We start from the raw sequence: 18268 nt of genomic DNA on the forward strand, positions 1-18268 counted from the left end.
CCACCGCCACCCCGGGTACAAGGGCAGGTGAACGCCTTCACCACGCACGAAGGTCTCGAACTCCTCCGGCGTGACACCAGCCTCCGTGTCGATGGCGATGTACTGGAAAGTGAACACCGACGAGCGTCCCATTGCGTCCAATCTTCGGGCCGGGAGGGGAACGCGCGTCCGACAAGCACGACTCCCCCGCGCCACATCCTGCCAGCTCCAGAGCAACGGGGCCCGCGAGCCCTCCCCACCGGAAGGCTCTCGTCATGACACGCTCCAGCGCGAACTTCGACGACTCGGCTGCCCGCTCCTCCCGCGCGAACACGCACACCGTCGCCACCCCGTCGAACTCAATGCCGCGCAGGGTGCCGAACAACGCGTCCCAGTGCACCTCGCCCTGGCCGACGGGGGAGCCTGTGGTCGGCCAGTACCTCAAATCCGCGGCCGCCGGCGGATGACGGCGCCGGGTCACGTACCCAGGCCGGTGGCCAGTGCCTTGCGGTCGAGCTTGCCGTTCGCCGTCCGCGGTAGGGCGGCCAGGACGCGTACCCGGTCCACGATCATGTGGCGGGGCAGCAGTTGCGCACAGTGCCGCTTCGCGTCCAGCAGGCCGAACGCGCTGCCGTCCACCGCCACCACGTACGCCGTCAGCAAGGCGTCCATCCCGGTCCCCACGACGGCCACGGCCACCTGGCTCACCTCGGGATGGGACTGGAGCGCGGCCTCCACGTCGCCCAGTTCGATCCGGTTCCCCCGGATCTTCACCATGTTGTCCCGGCGCCCCACGTAGTGGTACTCGCCGTCGGCGCGCAGCACGACGCGGTCGCCGGTGCGGTACGGGCCGGTGTGCGGCTCGGCGCCGTGGTAGCCCAGCATGACGGTCGGCCCGTCGACCACCAGCTCGCCCTCTTCCCCCGGTGCGGCCGTCGATCCGTCGTCGCGGACGGCCCACACCCGGTCGCCCGAGCAGGCGTGCCCGATCGGCGCGGGCCGCGTCCAGCCGGCCGGGACGTCGGTCACCTCGTAGAACGTGCACACGTTCGTCTCGGTCGGCCCGTACAGGTTCAGCAGCCGGACGTCGGGGAAGTGGGCCCGCAGTGCCCGCAGGTGGTCGACGGGGTACGGCTCGCCGGCGAACAGGACGGCTCGCAGGTCAGGCAGGTCGGCGGTGTGGAGGCCGCCGTCGCGGGCCATCAGGATCAGCACCGAGGGCACCGAGTACCAGACGGTGATCCGCCGCGCGGCGAGGAGTTCGACCAGCAGGCGCGGCGCGTACGCGGTCTCCTGCGGCACCAGGTGGACCGACGCGCCCGCCAGGAACGCGACGTACAGGTCCAGCACCGACAGATCGAAGTGCAACGGCGCGTGGTTGGCGAACCGGTCCGCCGCCTGGGCCTTCAGCTCGTCCGCCGCCCAGTCCACGAACGCCAGCGCGTTGCGGTGGGAGATCCGGACGCCCTTCGGGACGCCGGTGGACCCCGAGGTGTAGAGGATGTACGCGAGGTCGTCCGGCGCCCGCCGCACGTCCAGCGGCGCCGCCACGGGCCCGCCGCCGAGGGCCACGCACAGCGTGGTGAACTCCTCGCCCAACGCCGCCACGCCCTCCGGCGTGGTGATCACCACCCTGGGCGCGCAGTCGCGGATCACCCGCACGGCCCGCTCCACCGGGCTCAGCGGGTCCACCGGAACATAGGCCGCGCCGACCCGCAACGCCGCCTGCATCGCGACGACCGCCACCGTCGACTTGGTCAGCCACAGGGCTATCCGGTCCCCCGCCTGAACGCCCATTGTGGACAGCCGGTGTGCGAGCCGGTCCGCCTCGGTGTTCAGTTCGGCGTAGGTCAGCGTGCCGTCGCCCGCGCTGACGGCGATCGCGTCGCTCGCCCCGTGCGCCCGGACCAGGTCCTGCAGAAGTCTCACAGCCCCCACTCCTTGGCCATCTGCTCCAGCTGCATCTCGGACGTGCCGGAGAACGTGGTCGCGGCCATGGCGTCCAGCAGTTCGTGCGACACCCCGACGTCGGTGCGCACGCCGGTCCCGCCGAGCACCCGCATCGCGAACGCCGCCGTGTCCACGGCCACTTCGCTGACCGCGAGCTTCCCGGCGGCCACAGCCCCCGAGGCCCGCTCACCCATGTCCAGCCGCCAGCACGCCTGCCACAGCAGCAGCCGGGCCGCTTCCAACCGGCCGCTCAGCCGCGCGATCCCGTGCGACACGGCCTGGTTCGTGCCGATCGCCCGGCCGAACTGGCGGCGCTCGCGGGCGTGCGCGACACACCGCTCCAGCAGCCGTCCGGCCTGGCCCAGGTAGGCGGCGAACAGGCAGGTCCGCTCCCAGCGCATGGACGACTGGAAGATGGCCGCGCCCTGTCCCGGCACGCCCAGCACGTGGTGCGCGGGCACCCGGCACCCCGCCAGCCGGACCTCGCCGACCGGGCAGGTGGCCAGCACCGCCTTGGCGAACGGCTCGACGGTCAGCCCCGGCGTGTCCCGTTCCACGACGAAACCGGTCACCCCCAGGTGGCCGAATTCCGGGTCGGTGGACGCGTAGACCACGAACACATCGGCCTCGGGAGCGTTGCTGACGAACGACTTCACGCCGTCCAGGACGTAGTGGTCGCCGTCCGCGCGGGCGGTCGCGCGCAGCGCGGTGACGTCCGACCCCGCGTCCTGCTCGGTGATCGCGTTGGCGCCGACCCATTCTCCGGACGCCATCAGCGGCACCATCCGCTTGCGTACCCGTTCGTCGCCGTGCTCCACGATCGGCATCGCGCACGCGAACAGGTGCGCCAGCGACGCGAACACCAGTCCCATGTCCGCGCACCCCAGCCCGAACGCCTCCATGGCGCGTGCGGTGTCGAGGAACCCGTGCCCGGTTCCGCCGAGATCGGCCGGCACGCTGTAGCCGAGCAGCCCGGCGTCGCCGCACCGCCGCCACTGCTGTCTGGTCAACGCCGCCGGCCGTTCGTCCGGCCAGGTCGCGGTCTCCGCGCGAAGGCGGTCGAAGTCGGCCTGGGCGGCCGGGTGCCATCCGAAGTCCACGTGACGCAACAGTAGGCGGCGCGGGCCTGGTTGTCCTCGCCCGGAATACCGGCCCCGACCTGGCCGCACGAACAGGTCGGGGCTCCGCCGAACGGCTGGCTGCCGCCCGCCATTCCGACGGAAGACACCGGTTGTCCACGGCTTATAGCATCGGGACCGGTCTGTCGGTGCGACGCGGATACGGAGACGTGCATGGAACACGCTGAAGTCCTTGGCACACTGACGGAATTCATCCGGGAGAAGGTGCTGGACTCCGCAGGCGTGGAGGTGGACCCGCACACCCCGCTGCTGGAGTGGGGCATCCTCAACAGCCTGTCCACGACCGCACTCGTCGTGTTCATCAACGAGCGGCTGGGGGTGGACGTGCCCGCCGAACGCATGGTGGGCCGCAACTTCCGGGACCTGGACAGCATCACGCGGCTGGTGCTGGAGCTGGCGGCGGACGCCCGCGAGCCCGAGATGGGGGCGCTGTGACAGACGTCGACTTCGACATCGGCATCGTCGGCGGTGGCCCCGCCGGCTCCACGATCGCCTCGTACCTGGCCAAGGCGGGCCTGTCCGTCGTGCTGCTGGAGGGCGAGCTGTTCCCGCGCCCGCACGTGGGCGAGTCACTGATCCCGGCGACCACCCCGGTGCTGGCCGACATCGGCGCACTGGCCAAAGTGGACGAAAGCGGGTTTCCGCGCAAGTACGGCGCGGCCTGGACCTCCGCCACCAGCAACGACATCTCGTCACTGGGTTTCAAGCTCTCGCACGGGTTCAAGGCCGCGGAGGTCGCGTTCAGCGAACGTGACCAGCAGGGCGTCGACCAGGACTACACCTACCACGTCGACCGGGGCCAGTTCGACCTGTTGCTGTTGCAGCACAGCGAATCCCTGGGCGCGAAGGTGTACGAGGGCGTGCGCGTGCAGCGCGTCGAGCTGGACGAGGACATCAAGCGGATCGTCTTCACCATGGGGCGGCGCGAGATCGGTGTCCGGGTGCGGCTCGTCGTCGACGCCAGCGGGCGGAGCACGCTGCTCGGCCGCCAGCTCAAGCTCAAGGTGCCCGACCAGGTGTTCAACCAGTACGCCATCCACACCTGGTTCGACGGGCTGGACCGCGCCGCGCTGGCGGTGGACAAGAAGCAGGCGGACTTCATCTTCATCCACTTCCTGCCGATCACCGACACGTGGGTCTGGCAGATCCCGATCACCGACACCATCACCAGCGTCGGCGTGGTGACCCAGAAGAAGCACTTCACCGCCGCGAAACAGCAGTGGGGCGCGTTCTTCGAGGATGCCACGGGGACCCGCCCGGAGCTGGCCGAGGCGCTGCGCAAGAGCGAGCGGGTCCGGCCGTTCAAGCCCGAGGGCGACTACAGCTACGCCATGCGGCAGGTGTGCGGCGACGGCTGGCTGATGGTCGGCGACGCGGCCCGGTTCGTCGACCCGATCTTCTCCAGCGGCGTCAGCGTCGCCATGAACAGCGCGCGGATCGCGTCCTACGACATCCTCGAAGCGGCCGAGCACGGGGACTTCACCAAGCCGTCGTTCGGCCGGTACGAGACGAAGCTGCGCCGCGCGGTGAGCAACTGGTACGAGTTCATCTCGATCTACTACCGGCTCAACATCCTGTTCACCGCGTTCGTCGCGGACCCGCGCTACCGGCTGGACGTGCTGCGGATGCTCCAGGGCGACGTGTGGGACGGCGACGGCGAGCCGGCCGCGCTGACCCGGATGCGGGAGATCACCCGCGAGGTCGAGGAGAACCCGGACCACCTGTGGCACCCGCACCTGGGCACGCTGCGCGCGCCGAGCCAGGCACCGCTGTTCTGAAGGGAAGAGTGACGTGAAGAAGTTCCTGCTGCCCGAAGACGACATGCCGGCTCAGTGGTACAACATCCTGCCGGACCTGCCCAAGCCGCTGCGGCCGCCGCTGCACCCGGTGACCCACGAGCCGGTCACCGCGGCCGACCTGCGGGCACTGCTGCCGGACGAGGTCATCGCGCAGGAGTTCAGCCCGCAGACCTGGATCGACATCCCCGAGCAGGTGCAGGACATTTACCGGATCTGGCGGCCGTCCCCGCTGTACCGGGCGGACCGGCTGGAGAAGGCGCTGGACACCCCGGCCAAGATCTACTTCAAGTACGAGGCGGTGTCGCCTGCCGGGTCGCACAAGCCGAACACCGCCGTGCCCCAGGTGTTCTACAACGCGCAACAGGGCGTGAAGCGGCTGACCACCGAGACCGGCGCGGGCCAGTGGGGCTCGGCGCTGTCGTTCGCGGGCAGCCTGTTCGGCGTCGGGGTCACCGTGTACATGGTGAAGGCGTCGTTCCAGCAGAAGCCGCACCGGCGCTCGCTGATGGAGACGTGGGGCGGCGAGGTGTACGCCTCGCCCAGCACCCACACCCAGGCCGGCCGGAAGATCCTCGACGACGACCCGGACTCGCCGGGCAGCCTCGGCATCGCGATCAGCGAGGCCGTCGAGGACGCGCTGGCCCACGACGACACCAGGTTCGCCCTCGGCTCGGCCATGAACCACGTGGTGCTCCACCAGACCGTGATCGGGCTGGAGGCCAAGCGGCAACTGGAGATGGCCGGCGACTACCCGGACGTCGTGGTCGGCTGTGTCGGTGGCGGGTCGAACTACTCGGGCCTGGCGTTCCCGTTCCTGGCCGACACGCTGACCGGCGCTCGGAGCGGCACCCGGTTCATCGCCGCCGAGCCCACCGCGTGCCCGACTCTGACCAGGGGCCGCTACACCTACGACTACCCGGACACCGCCGGCCTCGGCCCGCTGCTGCACATGAAGACCATGGGCCACGGCTTCATCCCGCCCCCCATCCACGCGGGCGGCCTGCGCTTCCACGGCGACGCGCCCACGCTGTGCCTGCTGCAGGACGAGGGTTTCGTGGAAGCCCGCGCCTACAACCAGAACGAGGTCTTCACCGAGGCCGTGCGGTTCGCCCGCACCGAGGGCTTCGTGATGGCGCCGGAGTCGTCGCACGCGCTGCGTGGTGCGGTCGCCGAGGCGCTGGCCGCGAAGGAGGCGGGCGAGGCACGCACGATCCTGTTCGGGTTCTCCGGCCACGGCCACTTCGACATGGGCGCGTTCGACACGTTCCTGGCGGGCAACCTGGAGGACTACGAGCTGCCGCAGGAGCAGATCGACGCGGCGTTCGCCGACGTGCCCACGATCACCGCCCAGCCGGCCTGACGTGTCCGAAGTGGACTGGATCGACGTGCACCACCACGCGTACCACGGGCGGCTGGCCGACGCGCTGGCCGCCCGCGGTGTGACGCACATGGCGCCGGGCGTGCCGGTGCCCGGATGGGCAGCGGCCGACACGCTCCAGGTGATGGCCGAGCACGACCTCGCCGCCGCCGTGCTGTCGGTGCTGATGCCCGACGCGGCGCTGTTGCTGCCCGGCGCCGCGGACCTGGTGCGGCAGACCAACGAGTGGACCGCCGACGTGGTGCGGGAGCACCCGGACCGGTTCGGGCTGCTGGCCACCCTGCCACTGCCGGATGTGCCCGCCGCGCTCGCCGAGGTCGAGTACGCCTTCGACGTGCTCGACGCCGGCGGCGTGGTGCTGCCCGCCTCGTTGCCGGACGGCTCGGTCCTGGGCGACCCCGGCCTGGACCCGCTGCTGGCGGAGCTGGACCGGCGCGGCGCGGTGGTGTTCGTCCACCCGAACCCGGGCTACCGGTGCTCCTGCACGGGCGCGCCGGACTTCGCCGCCGCGGTGCCGCCGCCGCTGGTCGACTTCGTCATGGACACCACCCGCGCGGTGGCGAACATGCTGTTCCGGGGTGCGCTGCGGCGCTTCCCCGGCATCCGGTTCATCCTCGCGCACGGCGGCGGCACCATCCCGTTCCTGGTGGGGCGGCTGGAGTTGGCCCGCACGTGGGTGCTGCCCGGCCAGGACGGCTCAGTCCGCGAGGATCTGGGCCGGCTCTACTACGAGACGGCCCAGTCGTCCTCGTTCGCGGCGCTGGCGTGCGTGGACGCCGTTGCCCGGCCGGGGCACGTGCTGTTCGGCACGGACTTCCCGTTCATGGCCGGTCCGGTGGTCGGGCAGACCCGGCGCGAGGTGGCCGCGCACCGGCCCGGCATCGGCGGGGCGGGCATGGCGCTGTTCCCCGGGCTGAGCGCCACCGCCAGGACGTGACGTGCGTTATTTCGAGGATTTCCGGGTCGGCGACGTGTACGAACTGGGCAGCCGGCGGATGTCCGAGGCGGAGATCCGCTCCTTCGCCGGCCAGTTCGACCCGCAGCCGATCCACCTCGGCGAGCCGGGCGAACCGCTGATCGCGAGCGGGTGGCACGTGGCCGCCACGTTCATGCGGCTGTACGTGGATTCGGTGGTCAGCGGGTCGGCCGCGGAGGTGTCGCCGGGCATCGACGAGCTGCGCTGGCTGCGCCCGGTGCGGCCCGGCGACCTGCTGGTCGGGCGGATGACCGTGCTGGGCACGACCGTGTCACTGTCCCGAGAGGACTGCGGGATCGTGCGCCAGCGTGGCGAACTGTCGGACGACTCCGGGCGGCCCGTCATGCGGTTCGTGTTCCACGGACTGATGAAGCGGCGTGAGCATCGCCCCGCCACCTCGGCCGACGTCCACCCCGATACACTCCGGACGTGAGCAGACCGACTCCCGCGCAGATCCTGCTGGCCGCCGGCGTGCCGTTCTCGTCCTTCACCCACGCGCCGATCCGCACGTACGAGGACATCGAACGCGAGCTGAAGCTGCCCGCCGAGCGGTTGCTGAAGACGTTGGCGTTCCGTACCGAGGACCGGTTCATCCTGGTGTCCATGCCGATGTTGACCCCGGCCGGCTACGGCAAGATCGCCAAGGCGGCGGGCGTGTCCCGGGCCAAGCTGCGCCGCGCCGGCGAAGACGACCTGGCGGAGCTGGGCATGGCTCCCGGCGGCATCAGCCCGTTGACCGAGCTCGCCGGCCGCACGGTCGTGTTCCACACGACCGTGCCGGACATGGGCACGGTCTACTGCGGCAGCGGCCGGGACGACGAGACCATCGAGGTCGCCGCGGCAAGCCTGGTCGAGCTGGTGCGGCCGGTGCTGCACGACGTGGCCGGCTGACCGTCACACCGAGGCGAGCTTGGCGGCGGGCTCCCGGTACAGCAGTTTCACCAGTGGCCCGCTCATCATCGTGGTGAGCACGGCCATCAGCACCAGTCGCGAGTACAGGTCCCGGTCGAGCAAGCCCAGTTGCAGGCCGATGCTGAGGATCACCAGCTCGGTCAGGCCCCGGGTGTTGAGCAACGTGCCCATGGTCGCGGACTCCCGCCAGTTCAGCCGGCACAGCCGGGCCGCCAGCACCGCGCCCGCGAACTTGCCGCCGACCGCGACCAGCATGATCAGCCCGAACTCGGCGAACCCCGGCCACGTGGTGCCGGACAGGTCGACGTCGAGCCCGGCGACCACGAAGTAGACCGGCAGCAGCAACACCTTGCCGACCTGCTCGATGCGCTGCGTCACGCCCGCCCGCAGGTCCGTCCCGTGCGGCATGACGAGCCCGAAGAGGAACGCGCCGAAGATGAAGTGCAGCCCCATCCACTCGGTCAGCGCGCTCCACACGAGCAACCCGATCAGCACGACCGCGAACAGGTCCCGCCGGGCTGCCGCGATCCGTGCCAACAGCGGCCGCACCACCAGGAAGCTCAGCAGGACCAACGGCAGCACCAGCGCCAGCCGCCACTGTCCGGACGTGCCGGCGCCGAGCGTCGCGATCGTGACGGCCAGCATCGTCCACGCCAGCAGGTCGCCCAGTGCGGCGCTGCCCAGCGCGAGCACGCCGATCTTCGTGCCGGCCATGCGCCAGTCGCCGAGCATCCGCGCCAGCACCGGGAACGCGGTCACGGCCATCGCGGTGCCCAGGTAGAGCACGAACGCCGGCCGGTCGTCCGCGGGCCGCAGCGCGGTCGCCAGCACCACACCCAGGACGAACGGCGTGACCATCGACCCGATCGACAGCACCACGATCGACCCGAGCCGGTCGCGCAGCAGGTCCCGGTTGAACTCGAGGCCCACCAGGAACATGAAGAACACCAGCCCGACGTTGGCCAGCGAGCTGAGCATCGGCCGGATGTCCGTGGGGAACACCAGGTTCGCCACGGTCCCGCCGAACAGGGTCGGCCCGACGAGCACGCCGGCCAGGATCTCGCCCACCACGGCGGGCTGCGCGATCCGCGTCGCCAGCCAGCCCATCACCTTGGCCAGCGCGACGATCACGGCCAGCGCCACGAGCAGCGCGACCACCTGATGGGAGATCACGCCGGCTCCGGATGCCGGCTGCGCGCGGGCCGCAGCCCGATCACGAGTCCGCCCATCACCACGCACGCGCCGACCAGGTCCGCGAGCCGGGGGTGGCCGGTGCCCAGCACGACGGTGGACAGGACCGCACCGACCGGGAGGAAACCGGAGAACAGCCCGGCTTTGTCCGCACCGAGCCGGGGCAACGACGTGTACCAGCACAGGAACGCGAACACCGTGATCACCACGGCCAGGTAGCCCAGGGCGAGCGCCTCGGCCGCGGTCGGCACCCGGACCAGGTCCGGCCCGCCGACGACGAGCCCCACCACGACCAGCTGCGGCACGGCCAGCGCCGCCGAGTACGCCGACACCCGGATCGCGCCGAGCCGGCCCAGCACCGGCAGCGCCAGCAGGGAGAACCCGGCCTCGCACGCCAGCGCGCCGAACGCCAGCAGCAGCCCCAGCGGCGACCCGCCGCCGAACCCGCCGGTCACCGCGACCCCGATGACCACGATCACGGACGCCAGCAGCACGCGCGGCGCGGGCTTGCGCCGTTCCAGCAGCGGCCCGACGAGGGCCAGGATGATCGGCACGGCGGCCACCACGGTGCCCACGGTCGCCGGGTCGGCGAACCGGGTGCTCTCCACGATCAGCACGTTGAACGCGGTGAGCCCGGTGAGCGCGAGCGCCATCAGGAAGAACACCTCACGCCGGGTGAGCCGCACGATGCCGTTTCCCGTCGCCCGCGCGATGGCGAGCAGCAGCAGCGAGCCGATCAGGTAACGCACGGCTTGGCCGCCGTACACGGGATAGTCGTGCAATGCCGGGGAGACGCCGGTCAGCGTGCCTACGCAGAACATCGCGGTCGCGGCGCCTATCGCGCCACGGCGCAACTCGGTCATCCTGATCAACGGTTCACGGCCTCCCCCGCTGCTTCGGACAGCTCCCCCACGTTGATCAGCCCGGTTTCGTACGCGTAGGCCACGGCGCTCGCGCGGTTGGGCAGGCGTAGCTTGCGCAACAGGTTCTGCACATGGAACTTGACGGTGCTCTCGGTGAGCGACAGGTGCCGGGCCATCGCGGAGTTCGTCTGGCCCGCCACGAGCAGGCGCAGCACGTCGGTCTCCCGGCGGGTGATGCGCTCCGGCTGCGGCTCGCCCCGTTCGGCGGTGCGCGGCGCGGGGCCGGCGTAGAACGCGTAGCCCGCGGCGAGCATCCGGATGGCGCTGAGGAACTCGTCCGGGCTGGAGGTCAGCGGCAGCACACCCACCCGGGGCGCGTCCGGCAGCACCGCGTTGTCGTCCAGCACGAGGACGTTCGCCGACGGCCAGCGGTCGAGGAACCGGCGCGCGGCCAGCGGTGCGCGCGGCACGTCGGCGAGGCAGCCGATCACGACCACGTCGGGCAGTTCCTCGGTGTGCCGGGCCAGGCTTTCGAAGGTGTCGACCTGGTGGGCCACCTCGATCCCCGAAGCCTCGTCGAGAGTTTTGCGCATCCCGATCCGGAAAAGCGTTCTCCGTTCCGCCAGGATGACTTTCGTGGGATTGCCGATGAGTGCGTTCTTCACAAGCGCGGGTCCCCCAACCTGGTGTGCGTGCGACCCAGCCGCCAGCAGATCAGGCGGCCGGCAGAAGAATGCGGTCGACTGGTGCCCAGGCAGCTTTGACCTCGGGTCTCGCACCCGTCCCCAGGCTGTGCGATCGACCGGTGCACGGTGATTCGATGATCGGCTTCCGCTCCGGCGTCGCCGGACGCGTCTGGCACGCGACAGATATTACGGCGCTAACGTCCTACGGTCATGCCTCCCCATTTTCCCCCATGCCCGCTCACCCGCAGGCCGAACACCCGTGTCATCTCATATTGCACGTCTCCGGTGATCAACACAACCTCGTGGGGCCCATCTGGCCCACCTCCGGTTTGTGCCCCCGGAGCCGCGAGCAGACGTTCCGCTTCTCGGGCAGATCTGCCTGGATGCTCGTATCGTCGCGTGAATGAGCGTGCCTCGGATATTCACGTGGGTCGTTTCATCGCCCGAATAAGTGCCTCAACGGGGGATACCGTGGCAGTTTTGTCGTTGTCCGGTGGGATCAGCAGGCGAGCAACCGACCCGCGCCCGACCAACGGATTTGGCCGGCTACACCAGGTGCTTCGTCATGATGTCCAGCGAACCACCGCCGGCCGCCGCCGGAGCCCGGGCATGGCCGAGCACCTCATCGCTGCCGGCAGCCGGGCGGATTCCCGGCTGCCGATCTCGATTTCCCTGGATCAGGGGTGGTAGATCTCCTTGACCGTCGTGATCCGGTCGTCGCCGTTCACGGTGATCCGCGCGAGGATCGAATTGCCGTCCTTCAGGTGCTGGAGCAGCTCGTTCCGGCCGCACGGCCCGTTGCCGTAGCCCTGACCGTCGATGGTGACCGAATCGCCGGGGCACAGGGTGGCCGCGCTGAACACCTCGCCGCCCTTCTGCAGCGGGAGCCGGTAGGTCTTGCCGTCGAGCGGCACCCAGTGGCCGTTGTCCGGACCGCCGTTCTGGCGGGTGACCAGCTGGAAGCGGACCATCTGCACACCGGCGTCGTACCCGGCGAACTGCACCTCCTGGGTGGTGTTCGGGAACTTGCGGACAGTCACGGCCGAAAGCCTGGTCTCCAGCTGCAGGAAGCTGTCGGGCACCCCGCAGACGACGGCACCCTGGCTGCCGGCGAACCCCGCCTGGCGGGCGCACGTCCACTTCCCCTGGACGTCGAGCACCCGCTCACCCGGGCCTTCGGCCTGCGGCAGCTTCCCGTAGTACTCGGTGATCACGGTGAACGCCTCGGTGCAGCCCGGCGTGGTGCCGTCGGTGGCGGCCACCGCGATCAGGTCCATCTTCGTCCGCCCGGGTGCGCCGACCCGGCCGCCGTACTTGCTGCAGTCGACGTCGCCGGCACCCCCAGCGCCGGAACCTCCGGTGGCAGCCCCCTGGCCGCCGCCTTCCGGCACCTGCTCCACCGCCGCCGTCACCGTCTCGTTCTTCGCCGGCGAGCCATTGCCCGCAACACTGTTCCCGCTGCACGCGGAAAGCAGAACGGTGGCAGTGAATGCCCCGGCCACCATGGCCGTTTTGATTGTCTTCTTCGCGGTGAATTCCATCTCGACGCCCCTCCTGCAGCCTTTTTGAAGCTTTGTCTCCGAAGACGCCGGAAACGGAATCAGGTTGTTCACCGGTGCCGCCGGACCGCAGCGCTGCCCGAAATTCCGGCCCGCCCTGTCCCCACGGGCACAACCTCGGCCGGCCGCGCAACCCCTCCCACCGATGCGCGAACGAGAGGAACTCCCGGCCGCCTCCGGTCAGGGCCAACGCATGCCCCCAACTGGACCGATCAGAAGTCCCAGGCGGCCCGGATCGCTGCCGCTTCGCGTTCCGCCTGGCGCCTGCCGATGTGGAGAGCCCGGCCGGCGGTCTCCGGGTCCAGCATTTTCACCGGTGCTTCGAGGTCACTGAAATCAGGCTCGACGGCCACCAGCCGGGTGTTTTCACGCAACTGGGCCACTTCGGCGTCCGCCCTGATCGTCGAAGCGGATCGATCGCTGTCGGCCGCGCTTCCCTGGGCACCAAGAGGATGGCAGGACACGACCACCAGAACGTCGCTCGGTGGCGCCGCCGTGGCGTTCAGGTGGCTCACTAGACCGCCGTCCAGGTAGCGGGCTCCGTTGATGGTGACGGCGGGGAACAGCATCGGTACGACGCAACTGGCCGCGACAGCGTGTCGCAGCGGCACACCGGATTCCGGCCCCCACACGACGAGCTCGCCGGTGCCGGTGTCGACCGCCGTGCAGCGAAACCCGGGAGGCCAGGCGACTCCGTCGAGGACGTCGAGCAGGCCGAGGTAGTCGTCTTCGGTGAGCGTGGTCGTTGCTTCCCGCACCGCGGAGCCGATCGCTCGCAGCGCTTGCCGCGGATCGGCGGCGAGGGCGGCTTGGCGCGACGCACCCAGGAAGCTTTCCTCGCTCGCCGCCAGGACGGCGAAGTCGAGTTTCCGTCCAACCGCCGCCAGGACGGCCAGCGCGTCGGTGACGTCGCGACCGCCGGCCAGCAGCGCACCGACCAGGGATCCCGCGGATGTTCCGACGATCGACGAGGCTTCCGAAAAGTCGACACCGGCTTCGCGCAGCCCGGCGAGCAGACCCGTCTGCCAAGCGACACCGACGGTACCGCCGCCGCCGAGAACGACCGTGCGCGTGGGTGAGCCATTTCCCGGAGAAGTCATTGCTGTTCCTTCACGATGCGAGGTTGATACCGAAGAGGCGCAGGCGTTGCGGACCATGCGCGAGGGAGTGCGGGGGGCCGGCCGGCGGCCTCGGCGATGATGTCGTTGGCCCGCCTGCTGAGCGAACGCTCGGGTCACCGCGGTCTTCCAGGAGTGCCTTCACCACCGAGGTGAACTCGGGCAGGTTCCAGTGTTCTTCGATCGCGATCAGTGCCACACCAGGTCTCCCGGGGTCCGGGCAGTCCGCTCAACCACCGTTGAGTGAGACGGTACACGAATCGCTCAACGGCTGTAGAGTGAAGTCATGACCGAGACCTTCCGCGCCGCCAAACGCGCCCGTACCGCCCAGCGGATCCTCGACGCCGCCCGGCAGGAATTCGCGACCCGGGGCTTCGAGGGCGCGACGATCCGGGGCATCGCCGCCGCGGCGCGAGTGGACGCCTCACTGGTGATGCAGCACTACGGCTCGAAGGCGGCCCTGTTCACCACCGCCGTTCAACTACCCGGCGAGGACGCCAAGATCGCCGCCGAGCACCTGCTGGAGGTCCTCGCCAACCGGCTGCGCGAACTGCCCCCGGAGACGGCCGCGCTCGTCCGGTCCATGCTCACGGTGCCCGAAGCCGCCGACTCGATGCGGTCCTACCTCGACGAACGCGTCGACAACCTCGCCAGGTCACTCGAGGGCGACGACGCACACTTGCGCGCCCTGATCACCGTGAGCGGCATCCTCGGCCTGACGATCACGCAGCACTTCCTGAAGCTGCGCGCCTTCGACGATGCTTCCCACGAATCGCTGCTGCGGGCAGCGCGCGGCTGGGCCGAATACTTGTCCCGCGACTCGTAAGACCGGTCAGCAGCAGGCGATCGTTGCCTGCACCCGGTTGCCGCCGTACCGGCTGGGCGCGCATCAGGCGTAAGTGAGGACAGGTGCAACGACGAGGGCTCCTCCGCGTCCTCGAGCCGGTCAGCCGGCGGAGACGGTCGACCGCCTTGCTGATTTCGCCGACACTGAAGTTGCGGGCCCGGCCGTTGCGCAGGCGGCTGAGGTGGCAACGCCGGACCAGCCCCCCACACCGGCGGCCGCCGGAGCGGCGTCCCGCACAAATCACCCCATCGCTCGAGCGACGCGGGCGGGCGGGCGCCGACCATCAGCAGATGTCCACGTCGGCCGACGCGGTCACCAACTCGGTCGCCGGGCCGCGTTCTCCTTGATCGTCGGACGGGAGGCGCTCAGCGCGGGTCGCCGAACCAGGCGGACAGGGTGTCGCGGAGGGATGTCGTGTCGGGACCAGGCATTCGACCTGCTGGCCGCGGGGATCCACACCTTCGGCGGGAATTCCTGATCAGGCCATTGACCGCAGCGACGGCGGGTGCACGACGGGGAGATCGAAAGCCTCTCCCCTCCCGAGCGCCACTTGCCGAGTGGGGTCAGCGAGGCGGGCCGACGATGACGTTCCCGAACTTCTCCGCCGCCTCGGCCATCCGGGCCGGAGAGATCTCGAAACCGTCCGGCCGGGGCTCGGCCCGGTCGCGGCCGGCGTGGCGGAACATGCCCTCGATGCCCGCCGGGGTGTTGATCATCAGCAGGTCCGCCGTCGCGGAGGTGATGCGGTAGGCGTGCGGGATGTTCTTGGGCAGGAAGACGATGCCACCCTCCGCGAGCTCCATCTCCTCCTCCCCCACCCAGACCAGCGCGGTGCCCTTGATGAGCATGAAGACTTCGTCTTCCCTGGTGTGCAGGTGAAACGGCGGCGCCTCGCCCTTGGCGACGTCGAACCGGCCGACCATCAGCCGGCCGTCGGTGGCGGCGCCGTCGAGCAGGATCGACAGCGTGCCGCCGTCGAGCCACTCCAGCTTCTGCTGCTGGTCGGGCTGGGCGAGGTAGGCCATGCTCATCGGGTGGCTCCGTTCGGAAGGGACGGTCAGAGGGAACCGAGGACACGCAGGCGGTCGGCGACCGCGCGGCGGGCGACGTCGGTGTCCCAGGCGCACGTTTCGAACTCGTGCGGCACCCCGGGGTGCAGGTGGAACTCCACCCAGCGCAGCAGCACCTTCGTGCCGTCGCCGGCGACCGCGTGGAAGTCGGTGACCGTCACGTCGGCCGGGGTGGGCTGCAGCGCCGCCGTCTCGGCCATCATCGCTTCCAACGCGACACGCCGGGTCGCGATGTCGCCCACGGCGGGGTGCGGTGCGGCGGCCACGGCTTCGGCCATCGGCGCCAGGATCGCGGCGACCTGAGGATCGACGGTGAACGTCACAACGGTCCTACTCTCCGGGGATTCGCACGGACCGGATCGACGGTGATCGAGGCCAGGACACGCGACTCGGCGACGCTCAGGCGCGATAAACGGACGATATCGTCCGGCTAATCGGCTGTCAACGAGGCGGCGAAGCACCGAACTGCAATGATCGGTGCCGTGAGCGAGAGCAGAGGCGGACCTGGCAGGCGGCGAGAGCTGCGGCGGGACGCGATCGACAACCGCGACCGGGTCCTGGCGGCGGCCGCCGCCGCGGTCCGCCGGGAAGGGACCGCGGTCCCGATGGCCACCATCGCCGCGGATGCCGGGGTCGGCGTCGGTACCGTCTACCGCCACTACCCCTCGCGGGACGCGCTGCTCGGCGCGTTGACGCACCGGTCCTTCCAGCTGGTGCTGGAGACCGCCCGCCGGGCCGCGGCCCTCGACGGACCACCGATCGAGCGGATCCGCTTTTTCCTCGAACGCACCATCGAGCACGGATCGGACCTCGTGCTCCCGATGCACGGTGGCCCGGCACCCGGCGACCAGGCCACCGTCGCGCTCCGGGACGAAGCCCACCGGACACTGGGCTCGATCCTCGAACAAGGACGAGACGACGGCTCGATCCGGGCCGACGTGACCAGGGCCGACATCGTCAGCTTCGGCGCGTTGCTGGCGCAGGGTCTCCCCCACGTCCCGGATTGGAAACCCACGGCACGCCGCCAAGCCGACATCTACCTCACCGGCCTCCTGAACCGCCCCGGCCGGCCGGATCCCGGCCGCTGAACCGCGGCTACTTCGCCCCGGACTGCGGACTCGCTCCACGATCGTCCGCAGTTCCTCGACGTGCCCGAAGAACCGTTGCCGACCCACGCCGCTGGCTTTTTCTTCAGCGTGGCCGGCTGTTCGGACAGCGCGGAGTCCGACCGGCCCACCGCGTCCACCCTCCTTCCCTACGAGAACACCTTCCAAGCCGCCGCCAGCTCCACTCTCGACGTGATGTTCATCTTCTGGAACACCTTCTTCAGGTGGAACGCCACCGTGTGCCGGGAGATGAACAGCTGCCGGCCCACCTCGTTGTTGGTGTGGCCCTGGCTCACCAGCTCCGCGACCGCGAACTCGGTGTTCGTCAGCCCGTGCCGCACCGTGCCTTCGCACTCCACCGTGCGGGTCGTGCCGCGGCGGACGCCGTACTCCCGGAGCTTGTTCACCACCCGGGCGGAGTCCCGCGTCGCGCTCACCGCCGTGTACGCGTCCAGGACCGATTCGAGGATCCGGATCGTCCGGTCGCGTTCGGAACACCGGACGGCCAGCAGGCTCGCCAAGTCCTCGCGCGCCGAGGCCGCGCACCAGCGGTCGGGGTGGATGTCGGCCGCCTCGTGGAGCTTGGCCGGGTCCTGCTCCAGCAGGCCCGCCGCGTGCAGGGCCGAGCCGCGGATCACGCTGAACTCCGGCTGCTCGGCGGCCAGAGCGGCGGACTCCTCCGCCGCAGCCCTCGCCAGGTCGTGCGCGCCCAGCTTGGTGCACGCGCGCACCAGCCAGGACGCCGCCGCCGGCTCCGACACCAGCAGCTGCCGGAGCACCACCGGGTTCGTGACGATCCCGGCGATGAGGCTCGCCGCGCTCTCCACCCCGCTGCGGGCCTCCACCGCCTGCGCGGCCACCCACGCTCCGGGTGCCTGCCCGAAGTACCCGAGCAGCGCTTCGTCCGACAGCTTGTCGACGAAGTGGCGGCACGCCCGCATGTCCGCGCGGCGCAGCGCGCCCAGGGCCAGCACCACGTAGCTGGGCGGCCGCAGCGACCGGTCACCGCAGCTCTCGGCGATCCGCAGCCCGGTGCTGATCTCGCCCATCGCGTCGTCGACGCTGCCCATGGCGAACAGCAGGCTGCCCCGCACGTTGTGCTCGACGGCGGTCATGCGGTCGGAGGCTGTCCCGCCCCGGCCCGCTTCCGCCGACTCGAGCACCCGGCGGCCGGCGTCGAGGTCGCGGGCCTTGATCAGCAATCCGACGTACCAGAACCGGGCCAGCTGGCCGAGTTCGCCGGATTCCGGGCCGCTGCCCTCCGCTGCGGCTTTCGCGCAGTACAGGCCGGTGTCGAGCCGGCCGTTGAACCACGACGAGGCGGAGCGACGGAGGAACCCAGCGGTATCACAGGACCGCTGCATCAAATCGTCACCGAATCCGGCGAACGGATTCTGCGGCATTCGCAAGTTGGGTACGTCCAACATCGACTATCCCCCAGGCATAGACGGCATGAGACAGAATTCGCGGCGCGCCGCGCTACAGGGGATTCTCCCGACACCGAGCTTGAACGGCACACCCGTAGGGGCCGTTCAACCCAATGTAATGCGCACCGCGTCAATGACGTATTCACGCGGAGCGCAGAATGTAAAGTCAGTGTGTGGCAGCACCCCAGAAGGCGCGTTGGAGCGCGCCACCACAACCTCCCCAGGTTGGTCGTTCAAAATTAACAGCTTGCCCGGCCCACACTAGCTT

General features: G+C 70.2%; 18 protein-coding genes. 8 read left to right on the top strand and 10 right to left on the bottom strand.

All coding sequences use genetic code 11. The features are described 5' to 3' along the window. Window positions 1–456: 456 nt before the first annotated feature. Window positions 457–1908, bottom strand: coding sequence for an amino acid adenylation domain-containing protein (locus C2L58_RS23205; RefSeq protein ID WP_103339721.1), 1452 nt, complete (start codon window positions 1906–1908; stop codon window positions 457–459). After that, on the bottom strand, window positions 1905–3029 hold the full coding sequence (locus C2L58_RS23210) for an acyl-CoA dehydrogenase family protein (RefSeq protein ID WP_103339722.1): 1125 nt from the start codon (window positions 3027–3029) through the stop codon (window positions 1905–1907). The genes C2L58_RS23205 and C2L58_RS23210 overlap by 4 nt, the downstream gene beginning before the upstream one ends. 192 nt (window positions 3030–3221) lie before the next feature. Between C2L58_RS23210 and C2L58_RS23215 the strand changes: the two genes are divergently transcribed. The 6 genes from C2L58_RS23215 to C2L58_RS23240 are packed head-to-tail and all read left to right on the top strand — an operon-like array spanning window position 3222 to window position 8112. Then, the gene (locus tag C2L58_RS23215; protein WP_103339723.1) at window positions 3222–3503 is read left to right on the top strand and encodes an acyl carrier protein; all 282 of its coding nucleotides are present in this window, start codon (window positions 3222–3224) and stop codon (window positions 3501–3503) included. Beyond that, window positions 3500–4846: an NAD(P)/FAD-dependent oxidoreductase gene (locus tag C2L58_RS23220; RefSeq protein ID WP_103339724.1), complete on the top strand. Its 1347-nt coding sequence runs from the start codon at window positions 3500–3502 to the stop codon at window positions 4844–4846. The genes C2L58_RS23215 and C2L58_RS23220 overlap by 4 nt, the downstream gene beginning before the upstream one ends. Window positions 4847–4859: 13 nt before the next feature. Next, window positions 4860–6227: a TrpB-like pyridoxal phosphate-dependent enzyme gene (locus tag C2L58_RS23225; RefSeq protein ID WP_103339725.1), complete on the top strand. Its 1368-nt coding sequence runs from the start codon at window positions 4860–4862 to the stop codon at window positions 6225–6227. A 1-nt stretch (window position 6228) separates the two neighbouring features. Beyond that, on the top strand, window positions 6229–7182 hold the full coding sequence (locus C2L58_RS23230) for an amidohydrolase family protein (RefSeq protein ID WP_103339726.1): 954 nt from the start codon (window positions 6229–6231) through the stop codon (window positions 7180–7182). Window position 7183: 1 nt separating this feature from the next. Then, window positions 7184–7654 (top strand): MaoC/PaaZ C-terminal domain-containing protein, encoded by a 471-nt coding sequence (locus C2L58_RS23235; protein WP_103339727.1) that lies wholly within the window; start codon window positions 7184–7186, stop codon window positions 7652–7654. Next, window positions 7651–8112 (top strand): aminoacyl-tRNA deacylase, encoded by a 462-nt coding sequence (locus C2L58_RS23240; protein ID WP_103339728.1) that lies wholly within the window; start codon window positions 7651–7653, stop codon window positions 8110–8112. The genes C2L58_RS23235 and C2L58_RS23240 overlap by 4 nt, the downstream gene beginning before the upstream one ends. 3 nt (window positions 8113–8115) lie before the next feature. On the opposite strand, the gene C2L58_RS23245 is transcribed toward C2L58_RS23240, so the two are convergent. From C2L58_RS23245 to C2L58_RS23265, 5 genes are all read right to left on the bottom strand, one after another. Continuing rightward, on the bottom strand, window positions 8116–9306 hold the full coding sequence (locus C2L58_RS23245; RefSeq protein ID WP_103339729.1) for a cation:proton antiporter domain-containing protein: 1191 nt from the start codon (window positions 9304–9306) through the stop codon (window positions 8116–8118). After that, window positions 9303–10187: a DMT family transporter gene (locus C2L58_RS23250; protein WP_233225875.1), complete on the bottom strand. Its 885-nt coding sequence runs from the start codon at window positions 10185–10187 to the stop codon at window positions 9303–9305. Before C2L58_RS23250 ends, C2L58_RS23245 begins: the two co-directional genes overlap by 4 nt. A gap of 5 nt (window positions 10188–10192) precedes the next feature. Beyond that, window positions 10193–10780 carry a helix-turn-helix transcriptional regulator gene (locus C2L58_RS23255; RefSeq protein WP_146073650.1) on the bottom strand — a complete coding sequence of 196 codons (588 nt, stop codon included), beginning with the start codon at window positions 10778–10780 and terminating at the stop codon, window positions 10193–10195. A gap of 770 nt (window positions 10781–11550) precedes the next feature. Continuing rightward, entirely contained in the window at window positions 11551–12414 is an 864-nt protein-coding gene (locus tag C2L58_RS23260; protein ID WP_103339732.1) for a hypothetical protein, read from the bottom strand. A gap of 230 nt (window positions 12415–12644) precedes the next feature. Next, window positions 12645–13589 carry a patatin-like phospholipase family protein gene (locus C2L58_RS23265; RefSeq protein ID WP_233225876.1) on the bottom strand — a complete coding sequence of 315 codons (945 nt, stop codon included), beginning with the start codon at window positions 13587–13589 and terminating at the stop codon, window positions 12645–12647. A 247-nt stretch (window positions 13590–13836) separates the two neighbouring features. Between C2L58_RS23265 and C2L58_RS23270 the strand changes: the two genes are divergently transcribed. Beyond that, on the top strand, window positions 13837–14376 hold the full coding sequence (locus tag C2L58_RS23270; protein ID WP_103339734.1) for a TetR/AcrR family transcriptional regulator: 540 nt from the start codon (window positions 13837–13839) through the stop codon (window positions 14374–14376). Window positions 14377–14960: 584 nt separating this feature from the next. Here C2L58_RS23270 and C2L58_RS23275 read toward each other — a convergent pair. Together C2L58_RS23275 and C2L58_RS23280 are read right to left on the bottom strand one after the other, a co-directional pair. After that, window positions 14961–15428 (bottom strand): cupin domain-containing protein, encoded by a 468-nt coding sequence (locus C2L58_RS23275; RefSeq protein ID WP_103339735.1) that lies wholly within the window; start codon window positions 15426–15428, stop codon window positions 14961–14963. A gap of 26 nt (window positions 15429–15454) precedes the next feature. Next, complete coding sequence (locus C2L58_RS23280; RefSeq protein WP_233225877.1) at window positions 15455–15790, bottom strand: hypothetical protein; 336 nt, start codon at window positions 15788–15790, stop codon at window positions 15455–15457. Window positions 15791–15949: 159 nt separating this feature from the next. Here C2L58_RS23280 and C2L58_RS23285 point away from each other — a divergent pair, with 159 nt between their 5' ends. After that, window positions 15950–16555 (top strand): TetR/AcrR family transcriptional regulator, encoded by a 606-nt coding sequence (locus tag C2L58_RS23285; RefSeq protein WP_233225878.1) that lies wholly within the window; start codon window positions 15950–15952, stop codon window positions 16553–16555. A 167-nt stretch (window positions 16556–16722) separates the two neighbouring features. On the opposite strand, the gene C2L58_RS23290 is transcribed toward C2L58_RS23285, so the two are convergent. After that, complete coding sequence (locus C2L58_RS23290) at window positions 16723–17937, bottom strand: helix-turn-helix transcriptional regulator (protein ID WP_103339757.1); 1215 nt, start codon at window positions 17935–17937, stop codon at window positions 16723–16725. Window positions 17938–18268: the final 331 nt, after the last annotated feature.

This window comes from Amycolatopsis sp. CA-126428 (genome assembly GCF_002904335.1).
Classification (GTDB): Bacteria; Actinomycetota; Actinomycetes; order Mycobacteriales; family Pseudonocardiaceae; genus Amycolatopsis.